We start from the raw sequence: 17,296 nt of genomic DNA on the forward strand, positions 1-17,296 counted from the left end.
ATGTGCGACTCGCTTGGGCTGACTACAGGATGCAGTTGGGCTGGAAGCTTTTTCGCTCGCGAAGTGACGAGTTGATAATCGCCGACCGATACATGTATGACGTTGCAGTCAACATCGGCTTGACCTTGGACTGGTCTCCGGACGAGGTGGTGGCATTTGCGGCGTCCAAGTTAGCCCATATACCGATCCCAGTCGCCAGGGTGTTCGTGCGCGTCACGCCGGAGACTTCCCTCGCTAGGAAGGACGACATTCCGGACCGTTCATACCTAGACTTGCGCCTCCGCTACTATGATGCCATCGCTTCCGCCTTTGGCTTTACCATCGTGGACGGAACCGCAGACCTAGCCGAGAACGCTGAGCGCATCTGCGCCCTCGTGCGTCGCGAGATTGCTCTGCCGTATGTCCATTACGTCCACTCCAACAATGACGATGTAGGCGGCGCCGATCGGGTGCTTGTGGCAATGGCCTCGCACGCCGCCAACCCTGGAATGCGTGAGCAGAGCGCCTACCGTGTTGCGGTGAGTTTGCGACGCGAGACGACGGCTGCCCAACTGCACCGAGAGCAAGGCACGCCGGTCATTATTCATTCCTTCTGCCGACCAAATGTCAGCGATGGTCTGTCAGGAGTGTTGAGAACGGGAGCGAGCGCACTCCCTACCGCCTTGCACTTCCTTCGTCTCTTCCGGCGCGAGCAGCCACAGGTCGTGCACGTGAACGACCTGTACGACTTCATTCCTGCGGCATGCGCACGCCTGATGGGAATTGAGGTCGTCTATCACATCCGGATGTTCAAGCACGGGTGGAGCGCGGGACTGCTCTCGCGCATCGTCGCTGGCGTGAGTAGTAGGTCCATTTCGGTCTCCAACGCTGTGCGCACGCACTATTTCGGAACAGATCCGGCGTCCAAACACCTGGTCATCCACGACCTGGCGAGGGCCGAATTGATGTCAGAGGGCAATGTCACCGTGCTAGCCGCTCAAGGCGCGCCTTTCGACACTCACGGGCGTTGCGTGGTGGCGATCGGCCGAATCGAGCCGTGGAAGGGTCAAATGGCATTTCTGGATGCGATTGCGCTCTTACCGTTGTCGGCGCGCGAGTCGAACACATTCGTCATCGTTGGAGGGAGCGTTCCGGGAAAACACGCGTACTTCGCGCAGGTCAAGGAACGCGCGGAATCCCTAGGGGTGCTGTTTCTTGGCGAGCGCAGCGACGTTCCGCGCATTCTTGCAAATGCAGCCGTGTCAGTTCATTGCGCCACGGAACCAGACCCCTTCCCGGGAGTTGTAGTGGAGAGTCTGTTGGCGGGGACGCCAACCGTCGCTACAGGCGCGGGGGGAGTCCCGGAAATGATCATCGACGGAGTGACGGGCTTCCTGTATGTCCCGGGCGACGTGTCTGGCCTGGCGGGTGTAATCGAGACCCTTCTGGCTGAGCCGCAGGACCGGCTGGATGATGCTGCGGCTCGTGGGCGTGAACGGGCACTTCATTTGGTCGATCCCACAGTGGTCGATGCCCAGATAATCGCAGTGTATGAAGAGTTGACTTCCGGTGTTGGGGTCCCCAGCTCACCTATAAAGACGGTCAAGGAATAGGGCCAAATGTTTTCTGCAAGAGATAAGTCGCGGATCTTGTTCGACGTGATCGGAATGCCCATCGGCTCAGGTTCGGCAACTCCGACTCAGCAACAAGTCGAGGCCTTGACCGACTACGCCTTCAAAAGCCGAGTGGGTCTACTGTTCCTCGACGAGTGCTTGGGCAAGGGCGTTCACCTAGGTGCCGAAGCGCAGGAGCTACACAACACGCTGGTGCACCGTCGATTCGAGACAGACCGCGTAGTGAAGAAGTTGGCCCAGCGGCTCGATGAGGTGGCTCAAGGCGAGTGGGTGCTTTTCAAGTCCATTAAGCCCTTTGCGTCCACACCCAACGACACGGACTGGTTCCCGCTGGACCCCGGGCGCCACAAGGAACTATGTGACCACCTCCTGGCAACTGGAGATTTCAAGTTGCTGGAGACCGCCCCTCGGCAGACGACTCTCATCGAAACATCTGGTGAAGGTATGACAGACACAACCAAGCGTGGAGGCATCTACTACATCGACTGCTACGTCGTCCCGTCCACTGACTATTTCGTGTACTTCGACACGACTCGAATGCGTCGGTACGTGCGGAGCACCGACGTCGCGGGGTATCCCGTTCCCGTGCTGGCGCCCGAAGCGGAACTTGCTTCAATCCTCTTTCACAACGTCTTCCCAGAACGTTCGTTCTCGCATGAGAGCTACTACCTAGTCAAGTCCTACTTGGACCAAATGGAGCGGGCTGAATCGCTTGAGCACTTCGTTGAGGTCTGTGTGGATCAGAAGATGGAGTATGCGATCTGCGCAAATCTCTCGCTCGTCCGAGAAATCGATACAGTCATTTTCGACATTCGAGACGAGCGTGTGGACCGAGTCATGACGGCGCTGGGGCACGCCGGCCTCGTTGTGAAAGGATTCGACCCTAACGGAGTGCTTCCCTTCGAGTTCCCGAATAGGGTCTATTGGCGGGCCTTCGCCTCGAAGAACCGCGATCGAACGTCCGCTAGGTCTTCCTTGACCCAACTCCGGCACATGGCGAATCCGGTCTTCTTCGCAGATGTGGTGAAGATTATATGGCGGAGATCGGTCCGAGGCGGCGTGTATGAGCAGAACTAGCCCCGCCAGGGTTACGATCCTACTTCCTGTATACAACGGTGAGAAGTTTCTGGGCGAACAAATTGATAGTCTTCTCAATCAATCGTTCACCGATTTCATTCTTTTACTTTGGGATGACTCGTCAAGCGACTCGTCGCTTGAGATATGTAAGCACTATGCCGCCCGGGATCCGAGGATTCGCGTCGGCGCTAACGTCGGAAATCTTGGCCTTGTATCAACCATGGGCATGCTGATGTCAACGGTTGAGACAGATCTATTTGCGTTGTGTGATCAGGATGATGTTTGGGACGCGCACAAGTTGGAAACTTCGATTGATGCCTTGGAGGGAACTGGCAGCGTTTTGGTATACAGCAATGTTCGTACTTTCAATTCGTCCTCTGCAGAGGGGTCCCAAGATTATTGGGCTTCGCGACAGATCACGCCTCTGCCGATGGAGGGAAGCCCGTTGTTGTGCATCTTCCGTAATCCTGTTCTGGGACACACCATAGTCGCGCGGCGCGAAGTAGCGACTCAACTTGGAAATGTCCCTAGTCGGTTAACGTATTACGAGCCGTGGGTCCTGGCCAGTGCGCATTCGCTAGGTAGGTCGTATCCCATTGAGCATCCGTTGGGAAGTTATCGAGTCCATGAGAGGAACGTTGTTGGCCCCGCGCCCGCTTCAGTGAGAAAGCGCCTGGTAAGAGTTGCATCATTAGGGATAGGTCAGCGAGAGAGAACCCGTTACAACGCACTGGTGGTGCTTGGTCGCTTCGATTCCAACATACGCAACGTCGTTGAGGGCCTGGTGGGTTCCAAACGACAAAGCTTTCGAGCTGCGACTTCCTTGAATCGGCAACTGCGAGTATCGGCCAGGTCGTTATCATCTCCCCGGCGAATAGTGGAGTGTCTTCTCCTGCTCCTGTTCGCCTGGATGCGGGTTTTAGACAATGCATGAGGTGCCGGTTGACGTTTGCTTCGTGCTGCCGGGTATGGCGCGTCTGCCGAACGGCGGGTACCGCGTAGCCTACGAATACGCGAACGCGCTCTCAAGGCGGGGTTATCGCGTCACGGTGACTCATATGCGAATGTCGCCTACGGGCCGTCTGTCACCAAAGTCGCGTGAGCTGCTAGTTCGTGTCGCATACAGGCTCTGGCGGACACGACGCCCAACTTGGATGAGCCTCGACGTGGGCATACATGTTCGCAACCTCTTTACTCCCCAGTTCACGCACCTCCCATCGGCTCAAGTTTACATAGCCACTTCGGTAACTACGGCTCCCATAGTTTCTGCCCGTGTCACTAAAGATAATGTAGCAGGCGTTTACCTAATACAGGGGGTCGAGGATTTCACTGTCTCGCTTGAGGAGGTCGAGCGATCGTGGAATCTTCCGCTCGAGAGGGTCGTGGTCTCGCCCTGGCTTCAGGAACGCTTGGCCCAGGTCGGTCTTAGTTCACATCTCATTGAGAACGGTGTTGACACGAACCTCTTCTCCCCCGTTGGTGACGGTGATGGCTGGGGGGTTCTGGCCATGGTTTCAGAGCAGGTGAATAAGAGGTCTGACCTTGTTGTGGACGTGTTCAACCGCCTAGCCGAGAGTCGTCCAGACCTGCCACTCCGCACCTTCGGTGCCTGTGCTGTTCCTCAGGGGATGCCTCCGAGCGTTCGTCATCTTCAGAACCCCGGCCGTTCGGATCTTGCCGAGATGTACCGGAGCTCGGCTGTCTATGTATGTGCGAGCGACTCCGAGGGTTTCGGATTGCCTGTCCTCGAGGCCATGGCGAGTGGGTGTGCAGTCGTGACGACCGATAACGGTGGCGTTCCCGCCTTCGCCGGAGACGCCGTTTACGTTGCTCCCAGAGGGGATTCCGATGCTATTTTTGATGGGGTCGTGCGGCTGGTCTCGGGAGCTGAAGAGCGGCAAGAGTATGTCCGCCGCGGGTTGAAGAAGGCACACCGTATGAGTAGCACTGGGTCGTCACAGAGGTTTGAGAGGGTCGTATGCAGCCTGCTTCGGTGACAGCGTCACCAAGTCTATTGCGGCGGGTGACCGCTTTTGGTGGTTTGTCGCTGCTAGCCAGTGTCGCCCCCTTGCTGGTCCTTCCATTTGTCGCGCGTGCCGTTGAACCAACTTCGTGGGGCACGCTGCTGACCAGCCAAACTCTAGGCCAGTTGATGGGTCTAGTTCTGCTCGCAGGCTGGGGGATCGACGGGCAGGCAAGAGTTGCGGCCACGCTGTCGGAGGAAGGGCGCAACCGACTGTACGCCCAGTCCCTTCAGCACCGAGCTAAGCTTGGCGTCGCAATTTTGCCCCTGGCGGCCATTTGTGGGATCTTGCTTGCTCGAGGAGAAGACCCCTTAACTCATGGACTCATGGCTACCTACGGTTGCTGGTCTGGCTTCGGGTTGAGCTGGTTTGCGGTTGGTAGTGGCCGAGCAAGGTGGATTGCGCGTTACGAGGCCATCCCAAGACTCGGTGCAAGCGTCGGGGCGGCGGCATTAGTGGCATTAACGGGTCAAGTTTGGACTTATCCATTATTGATGATCACTACGGCGACCACTGGTCTAGCCTTCTTTCAGCGGCGCGTTCTGGGCACCTGGATACCGCGCGCTGCGCCCGGGCACCATGCGGACAGTGGGGGGGTGGTGGCGAGTTCGTTATCGTTGGTCGGCGCCGGGTACGCATCTATGCCTTTGGCCATTTCTCAGGCCTTCAGCTTGGCGGACTCGCCGCAATTAGTATCCGCCGACCGGTTGTACCGGTACGCCCTCTTTTCTGTCACGAGTTTAGCGAATGGTCTGCAACAGTGGGTTCTCGGTCGACGCCCGGAAGAGCGCAGGTCTTCCGAGATGCAGGCTCTGCGTCTCCACCTATTGCTCGGAGCGGTTGGAGGTCTTACCTTCCTGTTCATGGCGCCGCTTGTCGGTGCATGGCTCTTCGGTTCGCCCGTCGCCCCCAACTTGAACTTGGTCGCAGGGTATTCGGTGGCCTTCTTTTGTGTTTCAGCGGCGACCCCTCTGACCCGTAATATTCTCGTTCCAGCGGGAAAGACACGCCGTGTCTTGGGAGCCACCGTGCTCTCAGCATTGGTGGGTGCGGCCAGCATGCTGGCTTTTGGGGCGAATCTTGGCGCGGCTGGATTGTCGTGGTCCTTGGCGGGTGCGGATGCTGTGTTTTTGGTTTGTGTGATTCTGGAATGTCTGCGGTTGAAGGTGGTGCGGTGAAAAGGGTGCAGACCCCATTGGGTGTAGAGCAACCTGACTTAAATGGCCTTCGCGACAGCGGTTCGGCCCAGTTTCAAAAGCCTCGATCCTCGAAGTTGTTCGGTGTTCTGTTTACCCTCAGCCTTCTCAAAGCAGTGATGCCTGGTCTGGTCAATTTCACCGAGCAGGCTCATCCACTGCCCGGCGCTGAACGTTTCTATCACTTTACGCCGACTGCTGAAGCTGTCTCATGGCTGCTCAGTGTGGTCCTTGCGGCGGCGTGTATCGGGGTGTTGCTCAAAACGCGTAAGCTGAAAATCGGGTATAGGACGGTGCTGCTTCTCGTGCTAGCCGCCTTAACGCTGGAGCGTGGGTCGGCGCAGGGTTTGTTCTCAGTTGGCGGCATCTCGAACGTTATCGAGTTTGCCTTGCTAGCATTCGCTTTGAGTAGTTTGGTGCTAAGGCCGTCAGACTTCAGAATAGTTGCGATTGGGGGATTTGTAGTAGCTCTTGGATCGATACTATTCGGACTGGTTGCGGCGGGACAAGCTCGTTTCATAATAGGTGGATCTGGTGTGGACGAGTCGAAGGCCTTCTTCGGTGGAGACTTCGTCTTGGCGGGACCTTTCACTCATTCCAATACCCTGGGCGTATTCGTAGCGCTTTCGCTGCCTTTTGTCCGATTGTTCAATGGTATCGTCATTCGGGCGATTCTTTGGTCGGGGTGTATCGCCGCAGTCATCCTTTCGGCCTCACGTACCGCGGTCTTGGCCCTTATTGCTTGGATTCTGTTTTGGATGTTCGGGCGCCTTCTAAGAAACTTGGAGGGCAGCATTTCCCGCGGACTCCTTCTGGTTTTCGCGCTCGGATTGATTGCGGCGCTACCGCTGGTCTCCGGTGATGACCCTGACGGGTTTTCCGGGCGTTCGGCGGTGTGGCGAGACAGTCTTGCCGCGTACTGGGATTCGGGGTTGTTAGTGGGTGTCGGACCCTACTGGGATATGCCTGCATCTGCTCTAAGTTCAGCAAGCCGAACTTCTGGACACAACCTCTACGTCCAGTGGTTGGTCACCGGCGGACTGCTTTTGATCATTGTCGGCATAACGGTGGTCGTCTTATTTGCGCGGCGCGCCAACCAGGCAGACGCTGGGCCTCGTAGGCCGGTCTTCACATCGTACGCGTTTATACTGCTGGTCATCTCTAGCACAGAGTTCTTGCTGCCTATGTCCATGTCGTCACAGTTGCTTCCCGTTACGTTCTTCATCATCATCGCAGTCATCTTTATGGTGACCCATCCCCGGCAAGCGTCTTGGGATGCGGCTGGGGTCTAGCGCTCTTGAAGCGGTCTATTCATGGAGGTCTTCCCGCCGTTAGCGAACTCGACGTCGCTAATGCAGCTCTTCGTACCTGAAGGTGGGATGAGGAGGGTGGCCCGACAGTTGGGCTGAGCGGGGTTGGGGTCGAGGTCTCCGATGATCAGGGGACTCGCACACCCTGTTTTTTACAGGACCCTAACGATGCCCGAGCCTTAAGTCGTGCAGCGTGCCTGCGCCTGCCACTGCGACCTTCTCGTCGGCTTGGAGGGTTTCACGTGACCGCTGTGGAGCGTGTGGGGGCGGCGCGTTGGCGGTCACGGTGGAGTCTGCCGTGGAACGGGTGGGCTGCCCGCCCGTGGTGTCCCCGCGCGCAGGGTCCACGGCCGGCACGAGGTGAGGCTTGTAGACGCGGCGGCGTTCGGAGGCCGACCATGTTGGTGTGCCGAAAGCATCGCTGGAGGTGCCCGGAGCCGGCGTGCCCGGTCGGGGTCTTCTCCGGGCAGGACGAGACTGTCGCCCGTCTCCGGGGCCTGGTGACGGTGCGGGCCTGCCGGTGGGCCATCACCGAACTGCGCCGTGAGCAAGCTTCGGTGCAGAACCTGTAGCGCCGGCTCGGCACGACGTGGTGAACCGGTGGCCACTGCTCCAGTCGGCTGATGCCGCCCCGTCCCGCTTCGACAGGTCACCCTCCTTGGCGTGGATGAGCGCGTGCGGCACCACGTCTCGACCAAGCCCATCACCGAGGGTGGGCCGCGGCCACAGGACCTGACGGCAATGGTCGACCCACCCGCGACGAGCACGGTCGCACCCGCGCTCGGCTGTTGGACTTGGTCCTGGGGCGCTCCGTCGGACCGACGTAACTTGGATGGGCGAGTGCGGCGCAGAAGTCGAGATCGCCACCCTGGACGACTTCCCAGGTACAAGAACGCAGTCGAAGGAAGCTCGCTCGGTGCTCGACGCCTTCCACGTCGTCAAGCTTGGCACCCACGTGGTGGACGACGTCCAGCGCCGGGTGCAACAGCCACCGGCCACCGCGGCCGGCGCAACGACCCGATGTGCTCCTGCTGCCAGCATCCGGAACGCGGCCCTATCGTCGAGGTCCAGCCCATACCTTACTTCCGAGAAACCCGTTCGACGGGGTGCGCTAGGGCGTCAGGCCCGCGTTTGCCTTAAGTATTTGCGCACGCCCTCGCGCCAGTCCCCAATCGGCATAACGCCGCGGTCCGGCAGGGGTTCGTGCGCCAGCACACTCCAGGCAGGGCGCGGTGCGGGCCGGGGGTATTGGGAGGTCGTTGTCTTCTGCACGCGTTCTGGGTCAAGACCAACTTCCTGGAACACGGCTTGGGCGAGCCCGTGCCAGCTCGTGTAGCCGGAGGCGGTGCCGTGGTAAACGCCGGGCGCGGCATCCGCGGCAGCCAGCCGAGTCACCAGGGCGGACAGATCGCTAGTCCATGTCGGCTGACCTATCTGATCGGCTACGACAGTCACTAACTCGCGCTCGACGGCGAGCTCTAGCATCGTAGAGACGAAGTTCGGACCGCCTGCACCATAAAGCCACGCTGTGCGGACGACCCACGATCTTGGGTGCAAGGCGCGTACTGCCCACTCTCCGGATGCTTTGGTGCGGCCGTATGCCGAGCTGGGTGCCATCGGATGGTCCACGGCATATGGATCGGTCGCCAAGCCGTCAAAGACGTAGTCGGTTGAGATGTGCACGAGTCGCGCTCCGGCTGAAGCGCAAGCTCGCGCCACGTTCGCGGCCCCGACAGCGTTGACGGCGAAGGCGGCCGCCTCGTCTGTTTCCGCGGCGTCCACCGCGGTGTAGGCGGCCGTGTTGACGACGAGGTCGTGCCCCTCGACCCCGGCAACGCACTGCGCCGGGTCAGTGATGTCGAGGTCGGATCGGCCCAAGGCGGTGACGACCCAGTCAGCCGCCCGCAGCGCAGGCACGAGGTCATGAGCAAGCATTCCTCCGGCCCCGGTCACAAGGACACGACCGGCGCCCGTGTCCATCATCGGCCCAGCCGTCCGTAGGTGCGCTCGGCCTCGACCTTGGCGGCGGACCACCAGTCAGCGTTCTCGCGGTACCAGTCCACGGTTGCCGCCAGGCCGGCGCGCAGGTCGCCGTAGAGGGGCCGCCAGTCGGTCTCGGCGCGCAGCTTCGATGAGTCGATCGCGTAGCGCAGGTCGTGCCCGGGACGGTCGTCGACGTGGTCGAACCAGTCGGCGGGCTTTCCCATGATCTCGAGCAGAAGGCGCACGATGTCGAGGTTGCTGCGCTCACCGTCGGCGCCGATGAGGTAGGTCTCGCCGAGCCGGCCCTGCTCGAGGATCGCGATGACGGCGTCGTTGTGGTCGTCGACGTGGATCCAGTCGCGCACGTTGAGCCCCGACCCGTAGACCTTGGGCCGGATGCCGTCCAGGACGTTCGTGACCTGGCGCGGGATGAACTTCTCGACGTGCTGGCGCGGGCCGTAGTTGTTCGAGCAGTTCGACACCGTCGCCCTGATGCCGAACGACCGGATCCACGCCCGCACGAGCAGGTCGGCTCCGGCCTTGGTGGCCGAGTAGGGAGAGGAGGGGTTGACGGGCGTCTTCTCGGTGAACCGCTCGTGGTCGTCGAGCTCGAGGTCGCCGTAGACCTCGTCGGTCGAGATGTGGTGCAGGCGCTTCTCGCGCCTGCGGATCGCCTCGAGGAGGGTGAAGGTGCCGACGACGTTGGACTCGACGAACGGCCACGGCGAGTCGAGGCTGTTGTCGTTGTGCGACTCGGCGGCGAAGTGCACGACGACGTCGTGGTCGGCGACGAGCCGGTCGACGAGCGGCGCGTCGGCGACCGAGCCCTCGACGAGCTCGACCGAGCCGTCTCCGCCCAGGTCGGCGAGGACCGGCGCGAGCGAACGGCGGTTGGCGGCATACGTCATCGAGTCGATGACGGTCAGGCCCCAGTCGGGCCGCACCTCGCGGGCGCGCAGGACGAAGTTCGATCCGATGAAGCCGGCTCCGCCGGTCACGAGCACGCGCATGGAGCCGAGAGTAACGAAGCGCCGGCAACGTCACGGCCACCAGCCGTTCTCCGGCGCTCGATATGCTGCCCGGCGTGAAGATCTCGGTCATCGGATGCGGTTATCTCGGAGCGGTGCATGCCGCGTGCATGGCCGACTTCGGCCACGACGTCGTCGGCCTCGACATCGACGAGCGCAAGGTGGCCAAGCTCGCCGCCGGCGTGCCGTCGTTCCACGAGCCCGGCCTCGAGCCGCTCCTGCGGCAGGGCGTCGCGGACGGCTCCCTACGCTTCACGACCGACAAGACCGCCCTTGCCGACGCCCGCGTCCACTTCATCGCCGTGGGGACGCCGCAGCGCGGCGGCAGCTACGCCGCGGACATGAGCTACGTGTGGACCGCCGTCGAGGACATCATCGCCAACGCGACCCCGTCGCCCGACGGCCCGATCGTCGTCGTCGGCAAGTCGACCGTCCCCGTCGGGACGGCCCAGGCCGTCGCCGACCGGCTCGCCGAGGCCGGCGTGGACGCCGTCGTCGTCTGGAACCCGGAGTTCCTCCGGGAGGGGTATGCCGTCCAGGACACGCAGCGTCCCGACCGCGTCGTCTACGGACTGCCCGACGACCGCGATCGCGGCGAGATCGGCCGCGCCGTCGTCGACGAGGTCTACGCCCCGATCATCGAGGCCGGCATCCCGCGGCTGCTCGTCAACTACCCGACGGCCGAGCTCGTCAAGGTCGCCGCCAACTCCTTCCTCGCCACGAAGATCTCCTTCATCAACTCGATGGCCGAGCTGTGCGACGCGTCCGGAGCGGACGTCTCGCGTCTCGCCGAGGCCATCGGCCACGACGACCGCATCGGCTCGAAGTTCCTCCAGGCCGGCATCGGGTTCGGCGGTGGCTGCCTGCCCAAGGACATCCGCGCCTTCATGGCCCGGGCCGGCGAGCTCGGCGTCGACCAGTCGCTGACGTTCCTCCGCGAGGTCGACTCGATCAACATGCGCCGCCGCGACCACGCCGTCGACCTCGCCTCCGAGATGGCCGGCGGCCGCCTCGTCGGCGTCAAGGTGGCCGTGCTCGGCCTGACCTTCAAGCCCGACAGCGACGACGTGCGCGACTCGCCCGCCCTCGACATCGCCGGCCGCCTCTGGGGGCGCGGTGCCAACGTCGTGGCGACCGACCCGGCGGGGGCCGACGCCGTGCGCCTGGCGCGGCCCGACCTCCAGATCGTCGACTCGGCGGAGGAGGCCCTCACCGGCGCCGACCTCGTCATGCTGCTCACGGCGTGGAAGGACTACGTCGAGCTCGACCCCGCCCAGGCCAAGTCGCTCGTCGCGACCCCGCGGATCATCGACGGGCGCAACGTGCTCGACCCGCGCGCCTGGACCGACGCCGGCTGGGACTACCGGGGCATGGGACGCAGGTCCAGCTCGATCTGGTGAGGCGTGCCCCTGGTTGGGGGATTCGTGAGACAACCGCCTCAATACCGCCATTTTGCCGATGGCGCCACCCGAGAGCCGCCTAGGATCGAACCTCCACGAACACCAGAACCACAGGGGGCAAGATGCTCGGGGATTCTCCTCGCGCCCGCGGCATCCTTTTCGTCTGCACCGGCAACATCTGCCGGTCGCCCTACGCCGAGAGGCGGCTGCGGCAGCTGTTGCCTGAGGCGGGGGTGCCGATCGAGAGTGCCGGGACCGGTGCCGTGGTCGGCTCCGGCATCGAGACCGAGACGAGCGAGGCGCTGCGTCGACTCGGCGCCGACGTCACGGGCTACGCAGCGCGAGCGGTCACGCCACGGCTCGTCGAGGGGGCCGAGCTGGTCCTGACGATGACGCGGGCCCATCGCGGTGACGTCGCGCGCGTGCGCCCGTCCGCCATGCGCCGGATCTTCGCCCTGGGCGACTTCGCCGAACTGTGCCGGTCCTCCCAGACGTGGCGGCCGATCGTGCCGACCCAGCCCTGGCTGCCACAGGTCGTCGCCGAAGCTGCCGCCGCGCGCGGCACGATCGCCCCGCGGGACGTGGGGGAGATCGATGTCGTGGACCCCTATGGACGGTCCGCTCGCGTCCACACGGAGGCCTTCGACCGCATCGAGGAGTTCCTCGAGGTCATCGTCGCCGCGCTGGGTAGCGTGGCCGGGTCGTCGAGGGCGCAGTCGGTCCGCTGAACGCAGACGAAGGACCCCGTCACCACGGTGACGGGGTCCTTCGTGCGTGCGTCCGGTGCCGCGAGTTTCCGGTGTCTCCTCAGCGGAAGATCGAGTCGTCCGTGGGGAAGGTGGGCTTGGTCCCGTTCTGCTGCTGGGGCACGGGTGCGCCTCCGGGCGTGTCGCCCGGTGCTGCGCTCGACTCGTGCGCGTGGGGCCCGGGCTCGGGCGGCCTACGGTCACCGACGGCCGACGACCTGGGGTTCACCGGCCCGACCTGGTCGGGCCCTGCGGCGGGGCGCCTGCGCCCCCGGCCCAGACCCTTGGCGCGCTGGCGCTCGCTCTCGGGGCGGTAGTCGTACGCGTAGGTGCCGTAGCCCGCCCCGAGCTCCTTGGTCTTGACCCGGTTGAGGATGAGGCCGAGCAGGGAGCCGTTGACCGCCTCGAGGGACTCGAGGGCGCGACGCACGTGCTCGCGCTGGGCCACCCCGGCGCCGACGACGACGAGGGCACCGTCGACGATCGTGCTGAGCACGGCCGCATCGGTGACGGGCAGCAGCGGCGGGGCGTCGATGAGGACGTAGTCGAAGCGCTCGCCGAGGTCGGCGACGAGCTGCTCCATGTTCGCGGAGCCGAGCAGCTCGCTCGGGTTGGGCGGTATCGGACCGGCGCCGAGCAGGCGCAGGCCGGTGCGGCCGAAGGGCTGGAGCACGTCGTCGACCTCGACCCGGCCGACGAGCACGTCGGTGAGGCCGACAGAGCCCTCGAAGCCGAGGTAGTCGAGCAGCCGCGGTCGGCGCAGGTYGCCCTCGATGACGACGACCTTGAGGCCCGTCTCGGCGAGGCTGAGGGCGAGGTTGGCCGTCGTCGTCGACTTGCCCTCACCGGGCAGCGACGAGGTGACAACGATCGACTTCGGCGGGTTGGCGACGTCGATGAACTGGAGGTTGGTGCGCAGCGAGCGGAACGCCTCGGCGCGCTGTGAGTGGGGGTCGACCTGGACAATGAGGGGGTGCGTCGACGCGTCGGTGTCGAAGGCGATGGCGCCGAGGATCGTACGGTCGGTGACCGCCTCGAGGTCGCGCTGGGACTTCACCGACTTGTCGAGCACGTCGCGCAGCAGGGCGACGCCGAAGCCGAGGAGCAGTCCGAGCACGAGGCCGAGGGCGAGGTTGCGCGCCGGCTTCGGGCTCACCGGAGCGAGCTCCAGGGTGGCAGGTCGCGTCACCGACAGCTGAACTGGTGACTGTTTGCCGGCACGAGTCTCGATCTGGGCGATATATGGGGGGAAGACCTTGCCGATGGCGGCCGCGACCTGTTGTGCCTGCTGGGGGCTCGGAGCCGTGACCGTGACGTCGATGAGACCTGTCTCGAGCGGGATGGACGCCGTGATGCGATCGCCGAGCTTGTCCGTGGTGCTGTCGATACCGACGGCGTCGATGACCGGCTGCAGCACGGTCGGGTCCGTGAGGACCTGCGCATAGGTCTTGACGCGGGACTGGGTGAAGGTGTTGCCCTGCTGCAGCGAGGAGGTCGTGTCATCACTCGTTGTCTGCACGAAGAACCGCGTCGACGACGAGTAGCTCCGTGGCGCGAGGGCCGTGTACGCGGCCGCCAGGCCGAGGGTCACGAGAGCCACGGCGGCGATGATCATCCATCGCTTCCTGATGACGTTCAGGTAGTCCTGCAGCTCCACAGTGGTGTCTTCCTCGTCGGCCGCGCCTGGTCACACGACTCCAGTCGGGCAATTCCGACAGTTCACTCTCGCGCATCCTAGTGGGCCTGCCCTAGATGCGGCGATTCCGTCCAGATGGTCCGTAGAGTGTCGCCCGTGATGCGATGGATGTCGGACAGATCGATGGGGCGGGTGGCGCTCGCGGGCCTGCTCGCCCTGCTCGTCGTCGACGTGCTCCTCGTCGCGCTCGCCTTCCGTCCCGACGCCGCGGGAGCCTCCACTCCGGCGTCAGCTGTCATTGCCCCCGTCCCCACCGCGTCCCCCACGACGACCGCCCCACCTGACCTCAAGGCGACCCCCGTGACGGAGGTCGTCGCGGCTCTCGACGGCAAGCGGGCCTGGCGTGCAGCGCTCGGCACCTGCCCGGACGGCGGGGCGAGCCTTCGCGTCACCGACGACGGTGGGCGCACGTGGACCAAGCGCGCCGTTCCCGCCCGCGCTCTGGGGCGCGTGCAGCCGGTCGCCGGCGACCGCGGCTTCGTCATCGGCGCCAAGGGGAGCGGGTGCACGGTGGGGGAGTACGCCACCGACGACGACGCCACGACGTGGCGCGGACCACGCGACGTCGAGGGCGGCTGGTCACGCGTCCCCGGTGGAGCGTCGACCACGCTGATCACCCCGAAGCGTCCCGACGCCCGCCCGTGCGGCGGCACCACCGTGGTGGACCTCGCCCGCGTCAGCGCCAAGCGCGCCGTCGTCGTCTGCGCGGACGGGCGACTCGTCCGGTCCACCGACGGCGGCTCGACCTGGACAACCCTCGCGACCGTCGACGGCGCGCTCGCCGTCGGAGCCCGCGAGGTGGACGGCACCCCGGAGGTCCACGTCGCCCGCGTGGCCGACGGCTGCGCCGGCGTCGAGGTCGCGAAGGTGTCAGACGGCAAGGCTGCCGGCGGCGCCTGTGTCGAGACCTCCCTCGACGGTGCCGAGGGCCGGGTCTCGCTCAGCGTCGTCGACGAGGCCGGCTGGCTCGCCGTCGGCGACACGGTCTGGCGGGCCGACGCGAAGCTCGAGACCTGGCGCCCGGCCGCGTGACGGCCCCGTCCTCGACGACGTCGCACACGGCATACGCTGGCCGACCATGAAGGGGATCATCCTCGCGGGGGGCACGGGCAGCCGGCTGCACCCGATCACGCGCGGCATCAGCAAGCAGCTGATGCCCGTCTACGACAAGCCGATGGTCTACTACCCGCTGTCGACGCTCATGATGGCCGGCATCCGCGAGGTCCTCGTCATCACGACCCCCGTCGACGTCGAGCAGTTCCAGCGCCTCCTCGGCGACGGCTCCCAGTGGGGCATGACGATCACGTATGCCGTCCAGCCGCGTCCCGAGGGCCTGGCCCAGGCGTTCGTGCTCGGTGCCGACTTCATCGGCGACGACCGGGTGGCGCTCGTCCTCGGCGACAACATCTTCTTCGGCCCGGGGCTCGGCACCCGCCTCGCCGACCACACCGACGTCGAGGGTGGCCACGTCTTCGCCTACCGCGTCGCCGACCCCACGGCCTACGGCGTCGTCGAGTTCGACCCTGACGGCCACGTCATCTCCATCGAGGAGAAGCCCGAGCACCCGAAGTCGAGCTACGCCGTGCCCGGCCTCTACTTCTACGACAACGACGTCGTCGCCATCGCCCGCGGCCTGACTCCGAGCGCGCGCGGCGAGCTCGAGATCACCGCCGTCAACGACGAGTACCTCCGCCGCGGCACCCTGTCGGTCAGCGTCCTGCCGCGCGGGACCGCGTGGTTCGACACCGGCACGTTCGAGGGCCTCATCGAGGCCAGCCAGTACGTCCACGTCGTCGAGGCCCGGCAGGGCCAGAAGATCGGCTGCGTCGAGGAGATCGCCTGGCGCAACGGGTGGCTCGACGACGACGGCATGCGACGGCACGCCGACGACCAGGCCAAGAGCGGTTACGGTCTCTACCTGCACGCCCTCCTCGCCGAGGGCAAGGACACCCCGTGAAGGCAAGGACCTGATGGACATCCGCCCGCTCCGCATCGATGGAGCCTTCGAGATCACGCCGCGCCAGTTCCCCGACGACCGAGGCGTCTTTGCCGAGGGCTTCCGCGCCGACCGCCTCGCCGAGGCCATCGGCCACGAGATGCAGGTCCGGCAGACCAACATCTCCGTCTCGTCGGCCGGAGCCCTCCGCGGCATCCACTTCGCCGACGTGCCGCCCTCACAGGCCAAGTACGTCACGGCCACGAGCGGGGTCTTCGTCGACTTCGTCGTCGACGTCCGGGTCGGATCGCCGACCTTCGGGCAGTGGGACTCCGTCGTGCTCGACACCGTCGACCGTCGCGCGGTCTACCTCGCGGAAGGCCTCGGCCACGCGCTCGCCTGCGTCGAGGACGGCACGGCCGTCTACCTGTGCTCCGAGGTCTTCACGCCGTCGGTCGAGCGCGGCATCAACCCGCTCGACCCGACCGTCGGGCTCGAGCTGCCCGACGGCTTCGTCCCGGTGCTCTCGCCGAAGGACGCCGCCGCCCCGACCCTTGCGGCTGCCGCGGACGCCGGGCTGCTGCCGACGCTCGAGGCCTGCCTCGCCCACACCTCCTCGCTCGCCGGGGCGCGCCGATGAGGCCGGTGGGTCGGGTCCTCGTCATCTGCACGGGCAACGTGTGCCGCTCGCCCTACCTCGAGCGGCGGCTGCGTCAGCTCCTCGTCGGGCAGGACGTCCACGTCGAGAGCGCCGGCACGCGCGCCCTCGTCGGCGCCGACATCGAGCCCGGGTCGGTCGCCGCCCTCGAGGCCGTGGGCTCCGACACGGCAGGCTTCGCCTCGCGCCAGCTCACCCCCGCGATGCTCGACGCCGCCGACATCGTCGTCACCGCGACGCAGAAGCACCGGGCCGACGCCGTCGCCCTGCACCCGCGGGCCCTGCGCAAGACCTTCACCCTGGGCGAGCTCGCCGACCTCGTCCGCGACGCCGACCTCGCCGAGGCCGCGGCCGCGCCCGACGTGTCGGCGGCCGACCACGACACGCCGTGGGCCGCGATCGTGGCCGAGGTCGCTCGTGGTCGTCGAGGACTCCACCCGGCGCGCACCGCGGCCGAATCGGACATACCCGACCCATACGGGCGGGGTTCTGCGGCATATGACCTGATGTCGACCGAGATCGAGGCGCAGCTGCCCGTCGTCGTCGCAGCCCTGACGCCGCCCGCCGGCTGACCCGAGAGCCGATCCGAACGCGGACTGCCGCGTACGACAGGCGGATTCGCCCCTAGC

At 64.9% G+C, this 17,296-nt stretch carries 15 protein-coding genes; 12 read left to right on the top strand and 3 right to left on the bottom strand.

The genetic code is table 11. The features are described 5' to 3' along the window. Positions 1-29 precede the first annotated feature (29 nt). The 6 genes from AB4Z14_RS03510 to AB4Z14_RS03535 all read left to right on the top strand — a co-directional run bounded on the left by AB4Z14_RS03510 (position 30) and on the right by AB4Z14_RS03535 (position 7,202). On the top strand, positions 30-1,592 hold the full coding sequence (locus AB4Z14_RS03510) for a glycosyltransferase (RefSeq protein ID WP_442273955.1): 1,563 nt from the start codon (positions 30-32) through the stop codon (positions 1,590-1,592). A 45-nt stretch (positions 1,593-1,637) separates the two neighbouring features. Then, positions 1,638-2,690, top strand: a complete 1,053-nt coding sequence (locus AB4Z14_RS03515; RefSeq protein ID WP_442273956.1) for a hypothetical protein — start codon at positions 1,638-1,640, stop codon at positions 2,688-2,690. Further along, positions 2,677-3,624: a glycosyltransferase gene (locus AB4Z14_RS03520; RefSeq protein WP_442273957.1), complete on the top strand. Its 948-nt coding sequence runs from the start codon at positions 2,677-2,679 to the stop codon at positions 3,622-3,624. Before AB4Z14_RS03515 ends, AB4Z14_RS03520 begins: the two co-directional genes overlap by 14 nt. 220 nt (positions 3,625-3,844) lie before the next feature. Next, a complete protein-coding gene (locus AB4Z14_RS03525) occupies positions 3,845-4,687 on the top strand; it encodes a glycosyltransferase family 4 protein (RefSeq protein ID WP_442273958.1) in 843 nt (280 codons plus the stop codon). Positions 4,688-5,577: 890 nt separating this feature from the next. After that, positions 5,578-5,892 (top strand): hypothetical protein, encoded by a 315-nt coding sequence (locus tag AB4Z14_RS03530; protein WP_442273959.1) that lies wholly within the window; start codon positions 5,578-5,580, stop codon positions 5,890-5,892. Next, on the top strand, positions 5,865-7,202 hold the full coding sequence (locus AB4Z14_RS03535; RefSeq protein WP_442273960.1) for an O-antigen ligase family protein: 1,338 nt from the start codon (positions 5,865-5,867) through the stop codon (positions 7,200-7,202). Before AB4Z14_RS03530 ends, AB4Z14_RS03535 begins: the two co-directional genes overlap by 28 nt. 1,137 nt (positions 7,203-8,339) lie before the next feature. Here the strand turns inward: AB4Z14_RS03535 and rfbD are convergent. Continuing rightward, entirely contained in the window at positions 8,340-9,203 is an 864-nt protein-coding gene (gene rfbD / locus AB4Z14_RS03540) for a dTDP-4-dehydrorhamnose reductase (RefSeq protein WP_442273961.1), read from the bottom strand. Further along, positions 9,200-10,213 carry a dTDP-glucose 4,6-dehydratase gene (gene rfbB / locus AB4Z14_RS03545; RefSeq protein WP_442273962.1) on the bottom strand — a complete coding sequence of 338 codons (1,014 nt, stop codon included), beginning with the start codon at positions 10,211-10,213 and terminating at the stop codon, positions 9,200-9,202. Before rfbB ends, rfbD begins: the two co-directional genes overlap by 4 nt. Before the next feature lie 74 nt (positions 10,214-10,287). Between rfbB and AB4Z14_RS03550 the strand changes: the two genes are divergently transcribed. Both AB4Z14_RS03550 and AB4Z14_RS03555 read left to right on the top strand, forming a co-directional pair. Further along, positions 10,288-11,631, top strand: coding sequence for a UDP-glucose dehydrogenase family protein (locus tag AB4Z14_RS03550; protein ID WP_442273963.1), 1,344 nt, complete (start codon positions 10,288-10,290; stop codon positions 11,629-11,631). Between the two features lie 122 nt (positions 11,632-11,753). Continuing rightward, positions 11,754-12,359 carry an arsenate reductase/protein-tyrosine-phosphatase family protein gene (locus AB4Z14_RS03555; protein ID WP_442273964.1) on the top strand — a complete coding sequence of 202 codons (606 nt, stop codon included), beginning with the start codon at positions 11,754-11,756 and terminating at the stop codon, positions 12,357-12,359. 79 nt (positions 12,360-12,438) lie between these two features. Here AB4Z14_RS03555 and AB4Z14_RS03560 read toward each other — a convergent pair whose 3' ends face one another. Next, complete coding sequence (locus tag AB4Z14_RS03560) at positions 12,439-14,034, bottom strand: polysaccharide biosynthesis tyrosine autokinase (RefSeq protein WP_442273965.1); 1,596 nt, start codon at positions 14,032-14,034, stop codon at positions 12,439-12,441. Between the two features lie 147 nt (positions 14,035-14,181). Between AB4Z14_RS03560 and AB4Z14_RS03565 the strand changes: the two genes are divergently transcribed. From AB4Z14_RS03565 to AB4Z14_RS03580, 4 genes are read left to right on the top strand one after another with little or no spacing between them, the layout of a single operon-like run. After that, on the top strand, positions 14,182-15,105 hold the full coding sequence (locus tag AB4Z14_RS03565) for a hypothetical protein (RefSeq protein ID WP_442273966.1): 924 nt from the start codon (positions 14,182-14,184) through the stop codon (positions 15,103-15,105). Between the two features lie 46 nt (positions 15,106-15,151). Next, positions 15,152-16,030, top strand: a complete 879-nt coding sequence (rfbA, locus tag AB4Z14_RS03570) for a glucose-1-phosphate thymidylyltransferase RfbA (RefSeq protein WP_056778482.1) — start codon at positions 15,152-15,154, stop codon at positions 16,028-16,030. 13 nt (positions 16,031-16,043) lie between these two features. Further along, positions 16,044-16,649: a dTDP-4-dehydrorhamnose 3,5-epimerase family protein gene (locus AB4Z14_RS03575; protein ID WP_442273967.1), complete on the top strand. Its 606-nt coding sequence runs from the start codon at positions 16,044-16,046 to the stop codon at positions 16,647-16,649. Further along, the gene (locus tag AB4Z14_RS03580; protein ID WP_442273968.1) at positions 16,646-17,239 is read left to right on the top strand and encodes an arsenate reductase/protein-tyrosine-phosphatase family protein; all 594 of its coding nucleotides are present in this window, start codon (positions 16,646-16,648) and stop codon (positions 17,237-17,239) included. The genes AB4Z14_RS03575 and AB4Z14_RS03580 overlap by 4 nt, the downstream gene beginning before the upstream one ends. The last annotated feature ends 57 nt before the right edge of the window (positions 17,240-17,296 follow it).

Origin of the sequence: Terrabacter sp. 2TAF16 (assembly GCF_052115065.1) — a bacterium.
In the GTDB taxonomy this organism is placed as follows: Bacteria; Actinomycetota; Actinomycetes; order Actinomycetales; family Dermatophilaceae; genus Terrabacter.

Excerpts from the sequence above, each read along its gene's own strand:
- AB4Z14_RS03510 (WP_442273955.1), top strand. The coding sequence starts at position 30 with ATGCAGTTGGGCTGGAAGCTTTTTCGCTCGCGAAGTGACGAGTTGATA.
- AB4Z14_RS03520 (WP_442273957.1), top strand. The coding sequence starts at position 2,677 with ATGAGCAGAACTAGCCCCGCCAGGGTTACGATCCTACTTCCTGTATAC.
- AB4Z14_RS03525 (WP_442273958.1), top strand. The coding sequence starts at position 3,845 with ATGAGCCTCGACGTGGGCATACATGTTCGCAACCTCTTTACTCCCCAG.
- AB4Z14_RS03530 (WP_442273959.1), top strand. The coding sequence starts at position 5,578 with ATGGCGCCGCTTGTCGGTGCATGGCTCTTCGGTTCGCCCGTCGCCCCC.
- AB4Z14_RS03535 (WP_442273960.1), top strand. The coding sequence starts at position 5,865 with ATGTCTGCGGTTGAAGGTGGTGCGGTGAAAAGGGTGCAGACCCCATTG.
- rfbD (WP_442273961.1), bottom strand. The coding sequence starts at position 9,203 with ATGATGGACACGGGCGCCGGTCGTGTCCTTGTGACCGGGGCCGGAGGA.
- rfbB (WP_442273962.1), bottom strand. The coding sequence starts at position 10,213 with ATGCGCGTGCTCGTGACCGGCGGAGCCGGCTTCATCGGATCGAACTTC.
- AB4Z14_RS03555 (WP_442273964.1), top strand. The coding sequence starts at position 11,754 with ATGCTCGGGGATTCTCCTCGCGCCCGCGGCATCCTTTTCGTCTGCACC.
- AB4Z14_RS03565 (WP_442273966.1), top strand. The coding sequence starts at position 14,182 with ATGTCGGACAGATCGATGGGGCGGGTGGCGCTCGCGGGCCTGCTCGCC.
- rfbA (WP_056778482.1), top strand. The coding sequence starts at position 15,152 with ATGAAGGGGATCATCCTCGCGGGGGGCACGGGCAGCCGGCTGCACCCG.
- AB4Z14_RS03575 (WP_442273967.1), top strand. The coding sequence starts at position 16,044 with ATGGACATCCGCCCGCTCCGCATCGATGGAGCCTTCGAGATCACGCCG.
- AB4Z14_RS03580 (WP_442273968.1), top strand. The coding sequence starts at position 16,646 with ATGAGGCCGGTGGGTCGGGTCCTCGTCATCTGCACGGGCAACGTGTGC.